The organism is Streptomyces sp. NPDC046349, from assembly GCF_055587885.1.
The window spans coordinates 617,335-633,981 of the sequence record NZ_JBVJFK010000002.1; the positions used below are offsets into that span (position 1 = coordinate 617,335).

Below are 16,647 nucleotides of genomic sequence, written 5' to 3' on the forward strand. Positions count from 1 at the left end.
CCGCGTCCCGGCTCGTCCCGGCCCCCGTCCCGCCGGGTCGGCTCAGTCCTGGGCCGAGGCGGGCGCGGTCTGGGCCTCCCGCTTCCGCCAGGGCCGGCACAGGGCCAGGAAGCAGCTCGCCGAAAGTACCGCGCACACCAGCTGGACCAGTGCCATCGGAACCGCCGTGTCCTCGCCCGCGATGCCCACCAGCGGCGACGCGATCGCGCCGACCAGGAAGGAGGAGGTCCCGAGCAGCGCGGAGGCCGATCCGGCCGCGTGCGGGGTCCGCATCAGCGCCTGCGCGTTGGTGTTCGGCAGCACGATGCCCATCGCCGACATGAGGACGAACAGCGCCGTGGCGATGGGGGTCAGCCCGACCTCGCCGAAGACGCCCGTCGCCATCAGCAGCAGGGACACCGCGGAGGCCAGGACGACCGCGAGGCCGACGGCCAGCACCTTGTCCAGGCGCACCCGGCCGACCAGCAGTTTGCCGTTGACCTGCCCGACGAGGATGAGGCCGACCGAGTTCAGCCCGAAGAGGAGGGAGAAGGTCTGGGGCGAGGCCCCGTAGATCTCCTGCACCACGAAGGGGGAGGCGGAGATGTAGGAGAAGAGGACGGCGAAGGCGAAGCCGCCGGTCAGGGTGTAGCCGGTGAAGACCCGGTCGCCGAGCAGACCGCGCATGGTCCGCAGGGCGGAGCCGACGCCGCCGGTGTGCCGGCGTTCGGGCGGCAGGGTCTCGCCGAGGCCGCGCCAGACCATCAGGGTGAGGACCGTGCCGACACCGGTGAGCACGACGAAGACGCCCCGCCAGTCGGCGAAGCGCAGCACCTGGCCGCCGATGAGCGGCGCGACGATCGGGGCGGCCCCGGATATGAGCATCAGGGTGGAGAAGAAGCGGGCCATCTCGTCACCGTCGTACAGGTCGCGCACGACGGCGCGCGCGATGACGACGCCGGCGGCCCCGGCCAGGCCCTGGAGCAGCCGGAAGGAGATCAGCAGCTCGGCGGTCGGGGCGAGGGCGCAGATCGCCGTGGCCAGGACGTACACCACCATGCCGACGAGCAGCGGCCGGCGGCGGCCCCACTTGTCGCTCATCGGCCCGATGACGAGCTGGCCCAGGGCCATGCCCGCGAGGCAGGCGGTGAGGGTCAGCTGAATGGTCGCGGCGGGGCTGTTCAGGGCATCGGTGACCTGCGGCAGGGCCGGCAGGTACATGTCCATGGACAGCGGGGGGAGGGCGGTGAGCCCACCGAGGATGAAGGTGACGAGCAGGCTCGTGCGGCGGGCGCGCGTCAGGGACGCGGTGGTGCTGGGAGCGGAGGGCGATTCGGGCGACGAGTCGTGCGAGGGTGCCGTCGCGGGGCCTCTCTCCGACATGCAGAACTCCAGTCTTCTCATCAGCTTTCATGCACCCCTGACCGACCCATGCTCTCAGCAATCGGAACGTCCCGGGACCGGAGCGTGCTGTGACGTAGCCTGCGGGCCCATGGACGAACCTACGAAGAAGATCGCCGTGGTGACCGGCGCCGGCTCCGGCATCGGCCGCTCGGTGGCCCTGACCCTGGCCGCGGCGGGATGGGCCGTGGCCCTGGCCGGCCGCCGTGCCGAACCACTGGAGGAGACCGCCGCCGCGGCCGGGGCCGACGCCGACGTGCTGTGCGTGCCGGCCGACGTCAGCGACCCGGACGAGGTGAATCGGCTGTTCGAGTCGGTGCGGGCCCGCTACGGGCGCCTCGACCTGCTCTTCAACAACGCGGGCACCTTCGGGCCCGCCGGAGTCCCGCTGGAGGACATCACCTACGAGGCCTGGCGCTCGGTCGTCGACGTCAACCTCACCGGTGCCTTCCTCTGCGCGCAGGCCGCCTTCCGGCAGATGAAGGGGCAGGACCCGCAGGGCGGCCGCATCGTCAACAACGGCTCCATCTCCGCCCATGTACCCCGTCCGAACTCGATCGCCTACACGGCGACCAAGCACGCCATGACCGGCCTGACGAAGTCCCTGTCGCTCGACGGGCGGCCGTACCGGATCGCCTGCGGCCAGATCGACATCGGAAACGCGGCGACCGAGATGACCGAGCGGATGCAGAACGGCATCCTCCAGGCCAACGGACAGCTGGCCGTCGAACCCGTCATGGACGCCGCCGACGTGGCCCGCACGGTCCTGCACATGGCCGAGCTCCCGCTGGAGGCGAACGTGCAGTTCGCGACGGTGATGGCGACCTCCATGCCGTACATCGGCCGCGGCTGAACCGCCCGCCCGGCCCCCATTGCCACGTCGCGCCGACGGCGCCGATCATGAACGCATGACCGATACCGAGGTACTGCGCTACACCGCGTTCTCCGACGACCCGGAGGGCGGCAACCCCGCCGGGGTCGTGCTGAACGCCTCCGGGCTGGACGAGAACGCGATGCTGGAGATCGCCGCGGGGCTGGGCTACAGCGAGACGGCCTTCCTCACCGACCCGCCCGAGGGGCTCGGCGGCCAGGAGGGCCGCTCCTTCACCGTGCGCTACTTCAGCCCGAAGGCGGAGGTCCCCTTCTGCGGCCACGCCACGGTCGCCACGGCCGTCGCGCTCGCGGAGCGGATCGGACCCGGTGAGCTCCTCCTCGCCACCCGCGCGGGAACCGTCCCGGTGTCCGTCACCGCCGAGGACGGCCGCCTGCGGGCCACTCTGACCAGCGTCGAGCCGCACACCGAGGAGATCGCCGCCGCCGACCTCGCCGAGGCGCTCGCCGCGCTGGACTGGCCGCAGGCCGACCTCGACCCGGCGTTCCCCCCGAGGATCGCCTACGCCGGAGCCCGCCACCTGGTGATCGGCGCCGCCACCCGGGCCCGGCTCGCGGACCTCGACTACGACTTCGCCCGGCTCGAGGCCCTGATGCGGCGCCTGGACGTCATCACGCTCCAGCTGGTGTACCGGGCCGGCCCGCGCGAGTTCCACGTACGCGACCCCTTCCCGGTCGGCGGCGTCGTCGAGGACCCGGCGACCGGGGCCGCGGCGGCCGCGTTCGGCGCGTACGCCCGCGAACTCGGCCTGGTCCCGCCGGACGCCGTGCTGACCCTCCACCAGGGCGCGGACATGGGCCGCCCCGGTGTGCTCACGGTCGAACTGCGCGAGGGCGACCCCCGCGTCCGCGTCGGCGGCGCGGGGGTCCGCATCGCGTGAGCGGCACCGCTGCGGGGGTCGCTGCCCCCGCATCCCCGAGCCCCGCATCCCCGAGCCCCGGGCTCCCGAGGCCACTGCTGGGAGGTGCCCCCTGGCGGGGCTGGAACCGCCGCGAGGCGGTCGCCCGCCCTCCCCGGCCCCACCGGCGCTCGGGGAGCGGGGTCCGGGGAGGAGCCCCGACGGGGGCGGAGCGCCCGCCGGTCGTGCGGGGGGCCGCCCGGTGAGCGCGGCTCCGCGGGTGCTGGGCTTTGCCGAGCCGCAGGTACCCGGGTGGCTGGCCCGGCAGGTGGCCGACCTGGAAGGAGAGGCCTGGCCCGGTTCCACCCCGGGGCACGACCCGGCGCTGGCGCCGCGCACCCTCCTGCTCGTCGACGACGAGGGGGCGGTGGCCGCCGCGCTGGCGCTGCTGTACAAGGCGATCCCGCTCGCGGGGCGCACGTACCGGGCGGCCGGGCTGAGCTCCGTCGTGACGCGGAGCGCGCTGCGCGGGCAGGGGTTCGGCGGGCGGCTGGTGGCGGCCGCCCGCGCGGAACTCGCCGCGGACCCGGCCGTGGACCTGGCGCTGTTCAGCTGCGACCGGGCCCTCGCGCCGTTCTACGAGGCGGCCGGCTTCGCAGCGCTGCCCGGCACGGTCCTCGTGGGCGGCACCCCCGGGGAGCCGCTGGCCACCGACGCCCCGGGCTTCGACAAGGTGGTGCCGGCCGCCTTCTTCACCGACACCCCGGACGCGGACCGGGCGGCCTTCACCGCCGTGCGCGTCCCGCTCTACCCCGGCAGCGTCGACAGGCTCTGGTGACCGTCAGCCGGCGGACGTGGTCTGCGAAGCGCCGGAGGTCCGTGCCGGGGTGCCCGCCGCCCCGCCGCGCCCGCGTTCGGCGAAGAACAGCACCAGCACGGGGACCAGGTACAGCACCCACACCGTCAGCTGGATGACGGTCGGGTCCGGCTGGAAGTTGAAGACGCCCTTGAGCAGGGTCCCGTACCAGCTGTCCGGCGGGACGGCCGAGCCGACGTCGAAGGCCTTGTCGTTCAGACCGCCCAGGAAGCGGGCTTCCTGCAGATCGTGGACCCCGTACGCGAGCACGCCCGCGGCCACGACCACCAGCATCGCGCCGGTCCACCGGAAGAACCTCGCCAGGTTGATCCGCACGGCGCCCCGGTAGAAGAGGTACCCGAGCACGATCGCCGTCGCGATGCCCAGCAGCACACCGGCCAGCGGCGCCGAGGAGCCCTCGCCGCTGGCCCGTACCGACGCCCACACGAACAGCGCGGTCTCCAGGCCCTCCCGGCCGACCGCCAGGAAAGCGGTCGCGACCAGCGCTCCGGTGCCCATGGCGAGCGCCGAGTCGAGCCGGCCGTGCAGCTCGGCCCTCAGGTGCCGCGCGGTGCGCTTCATCCAGAAGACCATCCACGTCACCAGACCCACCGAGATGATCGACAGGCTGCCGCCCAGCAGCTCCTGCGCCTCGAAGGTCAGCTCCTGGGAGCCGAATTCGAGGAGCGCACCGAAGGCGAGCGAGAGCGCGCAGGCGATCCCGATGCCGAGCCACACCGGACGCAGGGCGTCCCGGCGGTCCGTCTTCACCAGGTACGCGACGAGGATGCACACGACCAGGCTGGCCTCCAGCCCCTCGCGCAGGCCGATCAGATAGTTGCCGAACACGGGCTCTTCCTCTCCGGCGGGGACTACGCGAACAGCGTCCGGCCCCACCAGTCGTCCTTGTCGCGGACGCCCGGCGGGACGGCGAAGACGGCCGAACCCACGTGCTGGATGTATTCGTTGAGGACGTCGGACTTCGCCAGGCTGCGCTGGATCGGGACGAAGCCCGTGCGGACGTCGCGCTGGTAGGCGAGGAAGAACAGGCCGGCGTCGAGGCGGCCCAGGCCGTCCGTGCCGTCGGTGAAGGAGTAGCCGCGCCGCAGGATCGTCGCACCGCTGTTGGTGTCCGGGTGCGCGAGACGCACGTGCGCCTGCGGCTTCATCGCCTTCAGGAAGGGCTCGTCCCGTTCCCTGGACCTGCCCACGGGGGCACCCTCGCCCTTGTCGCGGCCGAAGATGTCCTCCTGCTCCTGGAGCGGGGTCCGGTCCCAGGTCTCGATGTTCATCCGGATCCGGCGCGCCACCAGGTACGAGCCGCCCGTCAGCCAGTCGCTGCCGTCGCCCGCGCCGACCCACACGTGCTTGTCCAGGGCCGCCTTGTCGGTGCCCGAGATGTTCCGGGTGCCGTCCTTGAAGCCCATCATGTTGCGCGGCGTCTGCTCGTCGGGCGTCGTCGAGGACGTCTTGCCGAAGCCGAGCTGCGACCAGCGCACCGCGACCCGGCCGAAGCCGATCCGGGCCAGCTGCCGGATGGCGTGCACGGCGACCTGCGGATCGTCGGCGCACGCCTGGACGCAGAGGTCGCCGCCGGAGCGGGCCGGATCCAGGTTGTCGCCGGGGAACAGCTCCAGGTCCACCAGCGCTTCGGGGCGCCTGCCCTCCAACCCGAACCGGTCCCTGGCGAACAGGCCCGGACCGAAACCGATGGTCAGGGTCAGCCGGGAGGCCTTCAGGCCCAGTGCCTCGCCGGTGTCGGTCGGCGGCGCCTCCGGCCGGCCCTCGTACACGTCGCCGACCGGCAGGCCCGCCGTCATCAGACGCGCCGCCGCGGTCCACTCCTTCAGGAGCCCGACCAGCTCGGCGCGGTCCTTCGTCTTCACGTCGAAGGCCGCGAAGTGCAGGCGGTCCTGCACGGCGCTCGCGATCCCGGCCTGGTGCTCGCCGTGGAAGGGCACGGCCGCGCCGGCGGCCGCCGCCGAGACCATGTCCGAGCCGCCGCCGAACGCCACGGCCGCACCGCCGGCCGCGGCGGCGCCGAGCGCGAGCCCGGCCCCGCCCCAGCCGAGCACCGCGCGACGGGAGGGCGCGGCCCCAGGGGCGGTCGCGCCGTCGGCTTCCTGCTTCGGCTGCTCCGCTGCCCCTTGGGACTCGGTCATCGCCGGCTCCTCTCCGCTTCCGTTCCGTCCGTTACTTCGCGACCGCGGCGGCGAGCTTGGACAGCGGCTCGGCGAGCGCGTTCACACCGTCCGAGAGCTCCTTGCGCTCCGCCTCGCCGACCTTGTCGTAGGAGGTGAACTCGTAGGAGGCCTTGTCGGCCCGGTACTTGTCCAGAAGGGTGTTCAGGGCTGCGAACTGGGCGTCGAGCTGCTTGGACAGCTCAGGGTCGTTCTTCTCGGCGATCGGCTTGAGCAGCTCGTACGCCTTCTGCGCGCCCTCGACGTTGGCCTTGAAGTCGACGAGGTCGGTGTGGGAGTAGCGCTCCTCCTCACCCGTGACCTTGCCCGTGGCGACCTCGTCGAGGAGCTCCTTGGCACCGTTGGCGATCGAGGTGGGGGTTATCTCCGCCTGACCGACCTTCTTCTGCCAGTCGGTCAGGTCAGCGATCAGGGTGTCGGCGAGCTTCTTGTCGTTGTCGTCGATCTTGTTCTCGGCCCACAGGGACTTCTCCAGGCGGTGCCAGCCCGTCCAGTCCTTCGCCGGGTCCTGGCCGGCCTCCAGACCGTCCTCGCGCACGTCGACCTTCGGGTCGATGTCGCCGAAGGACTCGGCGACCGGCTCGGTGCGCTCCCAGCCGATGCGGGAGGGCGCGTACGCCTTCTTGGCGGCCTCGACGTCACCGGCCTTGACCGCGTCCGCGAAGGCCTGCGCCTTGGGGAGGGTCTCCTCGGCCTGCGCGACCACGTAGGCGCGGTACGCGGCGACGGCGGCGTCGGCCTCCGGGCTGCGCTTCTCCTCGGCGGCGCCCTCGGCGCCGGTCGCCTTGACCTTCTGGGCGATGCCGTCGCCCTTCATGCCGGGCTTGCAGACGATCTCGTAGTCGCCCGCCTTGATCTCGGCGGTGATGGACGCCTTGGTACCCGGGCCGATGTTCTCGCGCTCGGTGACGATGCGGGCGTCCGGGAAGAGGACGTAGACCTCGGTGACCTTGGAGCCCTTGTTCTCGACGTCGATCTGCACCTTGCCCGCCGGGAACTCCGTCCTCGACACGTCGCAGGCGCTGTCGGAGGCCGCCACGCGGATCGCGTCGTCGCCCGCGTCGCCCTTCTGGGAGCACCCGGTGGCGACGGTCAGGGCGGCCGCCACGGAGGCGGCGGCGACGGTGAGGCGGGCGGGGCGCATAGGGGCTCCTGGGCGTCGGGCGAGGGCCGTCCCGAGGGGGAGAGGCCAGTGAGGCGGACCTAACTTAACCGAGCCTTACTTCGCCCATACCCCGTCGTGCAGTGATTCGGCTCTCACGTTTCCGGCCTGGGACACGGGGTCGTCACGGGCCCTCCATGGCAAGCCCATGGCCCGGTCAAGCAGGGGTCAAGAAGGCGTACCGCGCGGTATGTCGGGGCCCTCGGCGGGACGTTCCGCGGCTCGCTGCGCGGCTCGTCGCGCGGCTCGTACGGGGACCACCAGCGGGGCTCCCGTGCGGGGGTGCGGGAGCACCTCGACGGGCTGCCGGTACACGCGGCTGAGGAGAGCGGCCTCGAACACCTCCGCCGGCGGGCCGGCCGCGGCGATCCGCCCGTCGTGCAGCACGGCGGCCCGGTCCGCATAGGCGGCGGCCAGCCCCAGGTCGTGCAGGACGACGACGACCGCGTCACCGGCCGCGGCCCGCTCCCGGCAGATGCGCAGCACCAGTTCCTGGTGGCGCAGGTCGAGGGCGGCCGTGGGCTCGTCGAGCAGCAGCAGCGGGGCCCGCTGGGCCAGTACGCGGGCCAGCGCGACCCGGGCCCGCTCGCCGCCGGAGAGAGCTGAGAAGGGGCGCGCGGCGAATTCGCCGACCTCGGCGGCGGCCATCGCGGTGGCGACGGCCTCCTCGTCCGCTTCGGCGAAGGGGGTGCCGGCCCACGGCGCGCGGCCCATCCGTACGACGTCCTCCACCGGGAAGGGGAAGGACAGCGCGGCCGACTGGGGCAGCACCGAGCGGCGCATCGCGAGGTCCGGAGCGCTCCAGTCGCCCACCGGACGGCCGTGGATGCGGACTTCGCCGGAGGCGGCGGGCAGGTCCGCGGCGAGGGCGCCGAGGAGGGTGGATTTGCCCGCGCCGTTCGGGCCGACCAGGGCCAGCACCTCCCCGGCCCGTGCGGACAGTTCGATGCCGGCGAGCACCTCGCGCTGCCCGAGCCGGACGTGCAGGTCCACGGCTTCGGCGAGGGCCGTGCCGGGGGCCGGCCGGGCCGGGACGGCGCGGCGGCCGCGGGCGAACAGCCGGGACAGCGCGCCGGGTCTTGTCGTGCCGGTGCCGGTGCCGGTGCCGGTGGCGGTGGTGCCGGTGGTCGTGGCGGTGGTTGCGCGGGTCACGCCCAGCCTCCTTGCTTGCGGCGGGTGCGACGCAGCAGCCAGAAGAAGAAGGGGCTGCCGATCAGGGCGGTCAGGACGCCGAGCGGCAGTTCGGCCGGCTGGGCGAGGGTCCGGGCGGCGAGGTCCCCGGCGACCAGAACCACGGCGCCGGCCAGGGCGCTGCCCGGCACCAGGAAGCGGTGGCCGGGGCCATTGGCCATGCGCAGCAGGTGCGGGACGAGCAGGCCGACGAAGGTGATGATGCCGGCGACGGCCACGGCGGCCGCGGTGAGCAGCGCGACGACCAGGATGAGGGCCAGGCGCAGCCGTTCGACGTCGATGCCGAGGTGGCGGGCGGGCCGCTCGCCGAGCGAGAGCAGGTCGAGCCGGCGGGCGTAGAAGGGGGCGATGAGCAGGCCGACGAGGGCGCAGGGCAGGACCGCGAGCACCTTGGGCCAGGTGGCCTGGGCGAGGGAACCCAGCTGCCAGAAGGTGATCTGGTTGACCTGGCCGCTGTCCGCGAAGAACACGAACAGGCCGATGAGGGCGCCGGCGAAGGCGTTGACCGCGATGCCGGTGAGGATGAGCGTGACGACCTCCGTCTTCCCGCCGTTGCGGGAGAGGAGGTAGACGGCGCTGACGGTGGCCAGTCCCGCGAGGAACGCGCAGACGGTGATGGTCCAGTTGCCGAAGAAGCTGAGCCCGAGGCCGATGGCGGCGACCGCGCCGACGGCGGCGCCCGCCGAGATGCCGATGACTCCCGGCTCGGCGAGCGGGTTGCCGAAGACGCCCTGCATGAGCGCGCCCGCGCAGCCGAGGCCGGCGCCGACGAGCAGGGCGAGCACGACGCGGGGGAGGCGTACGTTCCACAGCACGCTCTCGCCGACCCGGTCCAGCGGTGCACCGCCGAGACCCAGGCGGTGCTGGACGGAGGCGAGCACGTCCGCCGTGGGGATGCGGTAGGCGCCGGTGCCGGCGGAGATCAGGGCGAGGAGGAGCAGGGTCGCGACCAGGGCGATGGTGAGGAGCAGGGCCCTTCGGCCGCGCCGTTCGCCTGCGGCGGGCTTGGCGGGGTCGGGTGCGCTTGTGGGGGCTGCGCCTTCCGTGCCGGGGGCTGCGCCTTCCGTGCCGGGGGCTGCGCCTTCCGTGCCGGGGGCTTCGCTGCCCGGGGCGGCGGCTGCCGTGCCGGGGGTCTCGCCGGGGGCGGGGGCTTCGGTGGGGTCGGGTGCGCGCCGGGGAGTCTCCTCGGGCGCCGAACGGTTCACGGTGTCGGACAGTGAGGCGGCGGTGCGTTCGGCGCCCTGCGGGGAGCGGCCCGTCACACACCCCTCCCCGGCGGGGTCGGAAAGGACACCGCCGTCCGCGGCGGAGTCGTAGGAGAGGGCCACCTCAGGCTCCCTTGCCGTAGAGCTGGGTGATCAGTGAGGACAGGACCTGGTCCGTGCGGGGGCCGTAGTTGAGCAGGACGCCGTCGTCGACCGTGACCACGCGGCGGTCCATGCCGGCCGGGGTCTGGGCGACGCCCGGGATCTTCACCAGGCCGTCGATGCCGCCGACCGATTCGAGACCCTTGGACATGACCAGGATCGCGTCGGGGGCGGCCGCCGCCAGTGCCTCGCTGGTGATCGGGGTGAAGTCCTTGCCGAGGCCGGACTCCTTGCCGGTGTCGATCGCGCCGGCCGCTTCCAGCAGCGAGGCGGCGCCGGAGTCCGAACCGCCCAGCAGATAGACGGAGGCGGTGCCCCGCAGGTAGAGGAAGGCGACCCGGGGCTGCTTGCCCCCGGCCGCAGGAACGTTCTTGCGGGCGGCGGCGATCCGATCGGCCGTGCGCTGGTTCAACAGTGCGCCGGCGTCCGTGACGCCCAGCGCGGCGGCGACGGCGTCGATCCGCTTCGGAACGTCGTCCAGCCCTTTGGCGGGAGCGACGACGAGGACCGGGATGCCGGCGTCGCGGATCTGCTGGACCGCTTCGGCGGGACCGGTGGTGGTCTCCGCGAGCACCAGCGTGGGGCGCAGGGACAGCACGCTCTCGGCCGAGACGTCGTGGCCACGTGTCACCACCGGCAGTCGGGCGGCCTGTTCGAAGGTGGCCGTGATGTCGCGGGCGACGACCTGCCCGCCGAGCCCCAGTGTGTGGACGATCTCGTTGAGGCTGCCGGTCAGCGGGATCACCCGGTCGGTCGAGGTGACGGTCACCCGGGTGCCGTCGGCCGAGGGCACGGTCACCGGCAGGGCGGGCTGCGGCCTCGCGGCGAGCGGCTCCACCCGGTCCGGAACAGCGGCCGCGGCGGGGGCGGATGAGCCCGGAGGGGTGGCCGTACCTCCGCAGCCCGTCAGCGCGAGTGCCAGTGCTGCCACGGCGACTGCGAGACGGGGAAAGCGGTGTGACGCGGCGGGCGTAGGCACGAAGGCACCGTCCTGATCGTCCGACTGAGGTTCTGGGGACCGGGGGGTTTCCATCCGGCCTGGATGTAGCTTAGGTTAGCCTAACCTTGCTTGCTAGACCCTGGAGGGGGCATTCATGCCCGCGAGACCCATCCGTACGCTCGCCATCGCCCTGTTGGCCGGCCTGCTGGGGGCTCTGCTTCCGGCGACCGCCGCTCACGCGGGGACCGTGCAGGGGGGCCGGCTCGACTGGGGCATCAAATCGTCCTTCCAGAGTTATGTCACCGGTCCGGTGGCAAAAGGCGGATTCAAGCTGAAGAGCGGAGCGGCCACGGCCGGCGGAAGCCTGTTTCGCTTCCACTCGGCGACCGGCTCCTACGACCCGGGGACGGGCGCCTTCGAGGCCTCCTACTCCGGCGGCGTGACCTTCCAGGGCCACCAGAAGCCCGACGGCGTCCACGAGTTGGACATGACCGTCAGCCGCCCCACCGTCAGGATCAGCGGCGGTCGTGGGACGCTGTACGTGGACGTCTCCAGCAAGGCCAAGGACACCGGAACGGTCAGCAACCAGAGCCAGGTGCCCTTCGCGACGCTCGGTGTCGGCGGGATCGAGATGAAGGGCGGCGCCACCCCGCTGACCCTCACGAACATCCCGGCCACCCTCACCTCTCAGGGGGCCCAGGCGTTCGCCGGCTACTACCCGGCCGGCACGCAGCTCGACCCGCTCTCGCTCTCGGCCGACGTGAAGACCGCCCCGGCCGCGGGGGCCTCGCAGCCGGCGACCGCACAGCCGAGCGCCACGGCCGAGGCGCCGCAGGCGCCCGGCGCGTTCGCCGACGCAGCCGTCGACTGGGGGGTGCGCCGCACGTTCCGCGAGTACGTCACCGGTTCGATCGGCCAGGGCAAGTGGACCCTGGCCGAAGGCGCCCAGGACGGTGGCGCGCTGTTCCGCTTCTCGCAGGGCAAGGGCGCGTACGACGGCCGGAAAGGCACACTTGACGCGGCCTTCGCCGGCACCGTGCAGTTCACCGGAGCGCACCTGGACCTGACGCTCGGCAAAGTGGGCGTGAAGGTGGAGAACGGCAAAGGCGTGCTGTCCGCGGACGTCACCGCGGCGGGCACGACGAAGAACGCCGTCCCGCTGGTCGAGTTCGACGCCAAGGCCCTGAAGACCGAGGGTGCGCTGGTCACCCTGACCGAGGCCCCGGCCACCCTCACCGAGGGCGGTTCCCAGGCTTTCAACTCCATGTACAAGGCCGGCACCGAGATGGATCCCGTCTCGCTGGCCGTTGCCCTCGACGCCGGCGCGAAGCTGCCGGCCCTGCCCGACCTGGGCTCCACGGCTCCGCCGTCGGCGGCTCCCGCTCCCGCCCCGTCGGCGGGTGAAGCCGCCCCCGCCGCGGAATCAGGGAAGTCCTCGAACACCAAGCTCTACGCGGGCCTTGCCGCGGCCGTCCTGCTCCTGGCCGGCGGCGGAGCCTTCCTTGCGGTGCGCAGACGGCGCACGGATGCGACCGCCGCCGCGGCCTCGGCGCCCGCCCCGGCCCCGGCCCGGGCGTCAGCTCAGGCCGCTGCCGCGCAGGCGGCACCGTCTTCCGTGAGGGCGGGCGCCCCGGTTGTTGCGGACACCGCTCCGGAGCCCGCTACGGCCTCGGGCCTGGCCCAGGCCCAGGCCTCGGCTTCGGCCGCGGCCCGGCCTTCCGCCGCGCCGGCGACCGTGGAGCCGGCTCCGGGTGAGGAGTCGGGCTCGGCGGCGGAGGCGTCCGCCGACACGGCCGGGCCCGCGGCGGATGCCGACGGGTCGAAGTAGTGCCCCACCCCCGTCCCCTTTCCCCTTCCGTCTCCCAGGAGTTCCCCGCCATGTCGTCCCTCCGCCGCCCGATCTCCCTCGCGGCCGCCGTCCTGACCGCCGCCGCTTTCGGCACCACCGCCTTCTCCCTGCCGGCCATCGCCGCGGGGGGCCCGCCGACCGGGCCCGTGAAGATCGTCGGCGGTACCCTCGACTGGGGCGTCCTCGCAAGCTACCGCGCCTATGTGACCGGCATGGCCAAGGGCACCATCACCGTCGCCGACGGCGCCCAGCAGAACGCCGACGGCACCCTGCGGTTCGTCGAGGCGACCGGCCAGTACGACCCGGCCGGCGGCCACGTGGTGAAGGCGGCCTTCAAGGGCAGCGTCACCTTCTCCTCGCCCGCCCCGCCGACCGGCCACGGCTTCGAGGTCAAGCTCTCGGACATCCGTATCGACACCGGCACCAAGAAGCTGACCGCGGACGTCACCAAGTCCGGTGCCACCGCCCAGGACGTTCCGCTGGCCACCGTCGCCTTCGCCGGCCAGTCGATGACCGGCCTGGCGACGACCCTCACCAAGGAGGCCGCGGAGGCGCTCGGTTCCGCCGGCTACGAGAACAAGGCCGGCGACCCGTTCACCGCGAACCTGAAGTTCGAGGAGCCGGCCCCCGAGCCGACCCCGACGAAGCCGACCCCCACCAAGGACCCCAGCCCCACCAAGGACCCCAGCCCCACCGCTCCGGCCGACGGAGCGCAGAAGGTCCTGAACGGCAAGCTGACGTGGGGCGTGAAGGAGTCCTTCCGCCGGTACGTGCTGGGCGCGGGCTCGATCACCCCGGCCGGCGGTGCCGCCAAGAACGGCGAACTCTTCGACTTCGCCTTCGGCAAGGGTGAGCTGGACGTGAAGAAGCAGAAGCTGAACGCCTCCTTCGAGGGCAATCTCCGCTTCCAGTACGCGGCTCACGGCATCGACATGACCTTCGGCAACCCCCGTATCGACGCCACCGGCAAGACCGGCACCCTGTACGTCGACGTCAAGAACGCCGCCGGCGGCAAGACGGGCGTCGCCTTCGCCACGCTCGACCTGTCGAAGACCGACTACAGGACCAAGAACGGCGTGCTGGCGCTGAACGGCGTGCCGGCGGCCTTCACCGCCGACGGCGCGGCCGCCTTCGCCAACGACACGACCGGCTCCATGTACCGGGCGGGCGATCCGATCGACCCGCTCACCTTCTCCGTGGCGGTGGACAAGGACGCCACCCTGCCGCCCTCCACGGGCGGTACCACCACCGGCGGGTCGACGGGCGCAACCACCGGCGGTACGGGCGGCACTGCGGGCGGCGGTTCGGGCGGCGGTTCGGTCGGCGGCGGCTCCGTCGGCGGCAACCTCGCCAACACCGGCGCCGAGATACCGGCCGGGGCGCTGCTCACCACCTCCGGTGTCGTCATCGCGGCCGGCGTCGGCGCCGTCTGCCTGGCGCGCAGGCGCCGTACGGCCCAGGTCTGAACCGTGCTTGAATTCCCGCGTGAACGATCTCGATGTCCTGAAGGTCTTCTGCGCGGGTGACGGCCGGTACGGCAACCTGCTCGGTGTCGTGCGCGACGGCCGGACCTGCCCCGACGACGCGTCGCGGCAGGCGCTGGCCGCCGAACTCGGCTACAGCGAGACGGTGTTCGTCGACGACCCCGAGCGCGGGGTCGTCGACATCCGCACCCCCGGCACGCGGATGTCCTTCGCGGGACACCCGCTGGTCGGGGTCGCGTGGTTGCTGGACGTCGAGGAGCTCCAGCCGCCTGTCGGATCCGTATGGGCCCGTGACGACGGGGAGTTCACCTGGATCACGGCCCGGCCCGAGTGGGTCGAGGGCAAGCGCACCCAGCAGTACGAGAGCGTCGCCGAGGTCGAGGCGCTCCCGGCGCCGCCGCCCGGGGAGGGCTGGCTGTACGCCTGGGCGTGGGAGGACGAGGCCGCAGGCCGCGTCCGGGCCCGGGGCTTCCCGCGCCGCCCCGACGGCGTCATCGCCGAGGACGAGGCCACCGGATCGGCGGCGATCCTGCTGACGGCCCAGCTGGACCGCGCACTGAACATCACCCAGGGCGCCGGCTCCCAGATCCTCACCGCCCCCGGCGCCGACGGCACGATCGAGGTCGGCGGCCGCGTCCGCTTCGCCCCGCCCACGGCTCCGGCGTAGGTGTGTCGCAGTTCCCCGACCGGCCCCGTGCCCACGGCCTGCCGAAACGGCCGGGGGCCGGGTCCGGGTGCACTGTGCACCCGGGCCCGGCCCCGTACTCTGCCGTGGCACGCGGTCACGCGCTGAGGCGGAACTCCTCGCCCAGCTCGCGGAAGACCGCGCCGTTGAAGTCGAAGGCGCGCTTGCACTCGTCGATGATGCGCTGCTTCTCCAGGTCGTCCGCGTCGATCGCGTCCAGCAGCTCGCGGTAGGTCCGCTTGAAGGCCGCGGGGTTGGAGATGTCCGCGAAGACGTAGAAGCGGACGCCGTCGCCCTTGCGCTCGAAGCCCCACGTGCGCTCCGCCTTGTCGCGGATGATCTGCCCGCCGGAGAGGTCGCCCAGGTAGCGGGTGTAGTGGTGCGCGACGTACCCGCCAGGCCACTCGGCCGCACACTGGGCCACCCGTGCGGCGTAGGCCTCGGTCGAGGGCAGCGCCACCACGGTCTCGCGCCACTGCGGGCCCAGCAGGTGCGCGAGGTCCCGCTCGATCTCCGCGACGCGCATCAGCTCGGGCCGGATGAACGGTCCCGCCACCGGGTCGTCCTTGAGGGATTCGGCCGCCTCCTCCAGGGCCCGGTACACGAACCACAGCTGTTCCGTGTAGCGCGTGTACGCGTCCACCCCCAGCCGGCCGCCCAGCAGGTCGCTCATGAAGGTCGACGTCTCGGCCTCGGTGTGCTGCTCGTGCGACGCGACGCGGATGACCGTAGAGAAGGCGTCCAAGGCGGACCTCCAGGAAGAGGAAACGGGCGTGGCGGCATTGCCGCCACGCCCGATACTCCTACTTAGGCTTGCCTAAGTCAATGCGTTCCCGACGCTCTGTCGGTAAAAGAACCCGGTCGGGGACCGGCTAGGGGAGCGTCAGGATGTCCGCCCCGGAGTCCGTCACCACCAGCGTGTGCTCGAACTGCGCGGTGCGCTTGCGGTCCTTCGTGACGACCGTCCAGCCGTCGTCCCACATGTCGTAGTCGTGGGTGCCCAGGGTCAGCATCGGCTCGATCGTGAAGGTCATCCCCGGCTCGATGACGGTGGTCGCGTGCGGGCTGTCGTAGTGCGGGATGATCAGGCCGGAGTGGAAGGACGAGTTGATGCCGTGGCCGGTGAAGTCCCGGACCACTCCGTAGCCGAAGCGCTTGGCGTACGACTCGATGACCCGGCCGATCACGTTGATCTGGCGGCCCGGCTTCACGGCCTTGATCGCCCGGTTCAGCGCCTCACGGGTGCGTTCCACCAGCAGCCGCGACTCCTCGTCCACGTCCCCGCACAGGTAGGTGGCGTTGTTGTCGCCGTGCACCCCGCCGATGTACGCCGTCACGTCGAGGTTCACGATGTCGCCGTCGCGCAGGACGGTGGAGTCGGGGATGCCGTGGCAGATGACCTCGTTGACCGAGGAGCACAGCGACTTCGGGTAGCCGCGGTAGCCGAGCGTCGAGGGGTAGGCGCCGTGGTCGCACATGTACTCGTGGGCGACACGGTCGAGCTCGTCGGTGGTCACCCCCGGCGCGATCAGCTTGGCGGCCTCTTCCATCGCCTGGGCGGCGATCCGGCCGGCGATGCGCATGGCCTCGATGGTCTCGGCCGACTGCACCTCCGGTCCGGTGTACGGAGCGGGCGCGGGCTTGCCGACGTACTCGGGCCGGCGGATGTTTCCGGGAACGGAACGGGCGGGAGAGAGCTCGCCTGGTACGAGCAGCGACTGACCGGACATGCAAGCGAGTGTATCCAGCGGGGATGGGGCAGCATGGCGGGACAGAGCGGCACACAGCGGCTTGCGGAGGCA

At 72.7% G+C, this 16,647-nt stretch carries 14 protein-coding genes and 1 pseudogene; 6 read left to right on the forward strand and 9 right to left on the reverse strand.

The window, feature by feature from the left end; all coding sequences use genetic code 11:
* Nucleotides 1-42 precede the first annotated feature (42 nt).
* Nucleotides 43-1,362 (reverse strand): Bcr/CflA family multidrug efflux MFS transporter, encoded by a 1,320-nt coding sequence (locus tag ACZ6JS_RS06510; RefSeq protein ID WP_469296197.1) that lies wholly within the window; start codon nt 1,360-1,362, stop codon nt 43-45.
* 109 nt (nt 1,363-1,471) lie between these two features.
* On the opposite strand from ACZ6JS_RS06510, the gene ACZ6JS_RS06515 reads away from it, so the two are divergent.
* The 3 genes from ACZ6JS_RS06515 (at nt 1,472) to ACZ6JS_RS06525 (ending at nt 3,948) form a co-directional block, all read left to right on the forward strand.
* A complete protein-coding gene (locus tag ACZ6JS_RS06515) occupies nt 1,472-2,233 on the forward strand; it encodes an SDR family oxidoreductase (protein WP_469296198.1) in 762 nt (253 codons plus the stop codon).
* Nucleotides 2,234-2,288: 55 nt separating this feature from the next.
* Nucleotides 2,289-3,152 (forward strand): PhzF family phenazine biosynthesis protein, encoded by an 864-nt coding sequence (locus ACZ6JS_RS06520; RefSeq protein WP_469296199.1) that lies wholly within the window; start codon nt 2,289-2,291, stop codon nt 3,150-3,152.
* 220 nt (nt 3,153-3,372) lie between these two features.
* Nucleotides 3,373-3,948, forward strand: a complete 576-nt coding sequence (locus ACZ6JS_RS06525; protein WP_469296202.1) for a GNAT family N-acetyltransferase — start codon at nt 3,373-3,375, stop codon at nt 3,946-3,948.
* A 3-nt stretch (nt 3,949-3,951) separates the two neighbouring features.
* Here the strand turns inward: ACZ6JS_RS06525 and efeU are convergent, their stop codons facing one another.
* From efeU to ACZ6JS_RS06555, 6 genes are all read right to left on the reverse strand, one after another.
* Nucleotides 3,952-4,815 carry an iron uptake transporter permease EfeU gene (gene efeU, locus ACZ6JS_RS06530; RefSeq protein ID WP_469296204.1) on the reverse strand — a complete coding sequence of 288 codons (864 nt, stop codon included), beginning with the start codon at nt 4,813-4,815 and terminating at the stop codon, nt 3,952-3,954.
* Nucleotides 4,816-4,838: 23 nt separating this feature from the next.
* Nucleotides 4,839-6,128, reverse strand: coding sequence for an iron uptake transporter deferrochelatase/peroxidase subunit (efeB, locus tag ACZ6JS_RS06535; RefSeq protein WP_469296205.1), 1,290 nt, complete (start codon nt 6,126-6,128; stop codon nt 4,839-4,841).
* Between the two features lie 31 nt (nt 6,129-6,159).
* Nucleotides 6,160-7,311 carry an iron uptake system protein EfeO gene (efeO, locus tag ACZ6JS_RS06540; protein WP_469296206.1) on the reverse strand — a complete coding sequence of 384 codons (1,152 nt, stop codon included), beginning with the start codon at nt 7,309-7,311 and terminating at the stop codon, nt 6,160-6,162.
* A 186-nt stretch (nt 7,312-7,497) separates the two neighbouring features.
* The gene (locus tag ACZ6JS_RS06545; protein WP_469296437.1) at nt 7,498-8,397 is read right to left on the reverse strand and encodes a heme ABC transporter ATP-binding protein; all 900 of its coding nucleotides are present in this window, start codon (nt 8,395-8,397) and stop codon (nt 7,498-7,500) included.
* An 80-nt stretch (nt 8,398-8,477) separates the two neighbouring features.
* Complete coding sequence (locus tag ACZ6JS_RS06550) at nt 8,478-9,737, reverse strand: FecCD family ABC transporter permease (RefSeq protein ID WP_469296438.1); 1,260 nt, start codon at nt 9,735-9,737, stop codon at nt 8,478-8,480.
* A gap of 112 nt (nt 9,738-9,849) precedes the next feature.
* Entirely contained in the window at nt 9,850-10,866 is a 1,017-nt protein-coding gene (locus tag ACZ6JS_RS06555) for a heme/hemin ABC transporter substrate-binding protein (RefSeq protein WP_469296208.1), read from the reverse strand.
* Nucleotides 10,867-10,981: 115 nt separating this feature from the next.
* Between ACZ6JS_RS06555 and ACZ6JS_RS06560 the strand changes: the two are divergent.
* From ACZ6JS_RS06560 to ACZ6JS_RS06570, 3 genes and pseudogenes are all read left to right on the forward strand, one after another.
* A pseudogene (locus ACZ6JS_RS06560) lies at nt 10,982-12,388 on the forward strand (HtaA domain-containing protein); the annotation flags it as partial.
* Between the two features lie 317 nt (nt 12,389-12,705).
* The gene (locus ACZ6JS_RS06565; protein ID WP_469296209.1) at nt 12,706-14,142 is read left to right on the forward strand and encodes an HtaA domain-containing protein; all 1,437 of its coding nucleotides are present in this window, start codon (nt 12,706-12,708) and stop codon (nt 14,140-14,142) included.
* A 19-nt stretch (nt 14,143-14,161) separates the two neighbouring features.
* On the forward strand, nt 14,162-14,827 hold the full coding sequence (locus ACZ6JS_RS06570; RefSeq protein ID WP_469296210.1) for a PhzF family phenazine biosynthesis protein: 666 nt from the start codon (nt 14,162-14,164) through the stop codon (nt 14,825-14,827).
* 115 nt (nt 14,828-14,942) lie between these two features.
* Here the strand turns inward: ACZ6JS_RS06570 and ACZ6JS_RS06575 are convergent, their stop codons facing one another.
* Together ACZ6JS_RS06575 and map are read right to left on the reverse strand one after the other, a co-directional pair.
* Nucleotides 14,943-15,590, reverse strand: a complete 648-nt coding sequence (locus tag ACZ6JS_RS06575; RefSeq protein ID WP_469296211.1) for a biliverdin-producing heme oxygenase — start codon at nt 15,588-15,590, stop codon at nt 14,943-14,945.
* A 127-nt stretch (nt 15,591-15,717) separates the two neighbouring features.
* The gene (gene map, locus ACZ6JS_RS06580; protein WP_469296213.1) at nt 15,718-16,575 is read right to left on the reverse strand and encodes a type I methionyl aminopeptidase; all 858 of its coding nucleotides are present in this window, start codon (nt 16,573-16,575) and stop codon (nt 15,718-15,720) included.
* Between the last annotated feature and the right edge of the window lie 72 nt (nt 16,576-16,647).